At 73.6% G+C, this 628-nt stretch carries 1 pseudogene; it reads left to right on the top strand.

Annotation, left to right across the window (positions count from 1 at the left end):
- Positions 1-628: pseudogene (locus ABD323_RS16715) on the top strand (tetratricopeptide repeat protein); the annotation flags it as partial.

The raw sequence follows: 628 nt of genomic DNA, 5'->3' as shown, positions 1-628 counted from the left end.
CGGCCGCGTTCACTGGGCTGGTTGCGGATCGGGTGCGGGTGTCGGGGCCGGACCACCTGGACACCCTCAACGCCCGGCACGAGGCCGCCGACTGGCAGGGTGAGGCGGGTGATGCGGCGGCCGCCGCGGCCGCCTTTGCGGAGCTGCTCCCGGATCGGGTGCGGGTATCGGGGCCGGAGCACCCGGACACGCTCACCGCCCGGTACCAGGCCGCCTACTGGCGTGGTAAGGCGGGTGATGCGGTGGGCGCCGCGGCCGTGTTCGCCAGGCTGGTCGCTGCCCGGGTAAGAGTGTCGGGGCCGGACCATCCGGACACGCTCACCGCCCGGTACCAGGCCGCCTACTGGCGTGCTGAGACGGGTGATGCGGTGGGCGCCGCGGCCGCCTTCGCCAGGCTGGTCGCTGCCCGGGTAAGAGTGTCGGGCCCGGACCATCCGGACACCCTCACCGCTCGGCATAGAGCCGCAGACTGGCGGGGTGAGGCGGGTGATGCGGCGGGTGCCGCGGCCGCGTTCGCTGAGCTGGTTGCGGCCCGGGTTCGGGTGTCGGGGCCGGACCATTCGGACACCCTCAACGCCCGGTATAACGCTGCCTTCTGGCGTGGTAAGGCAGGTGATGCGGCGGGCGC

Source organism: Kitasatospora nipponensis (assembly GCF_039528135.1).
Taxonomy (GTDB): domain Bacteria; phylum Actinomycetota; class Actinomycetes; order Streptomycetales; family Streptomycetaceae; genus Kitasatospora; species Kitasatospora nipponensis.
The sequence above is the reverse complement of the archived record's forward strand: the minus strand, read 5'-3'. Positions and strand labels throughout refer to the sequence as shown.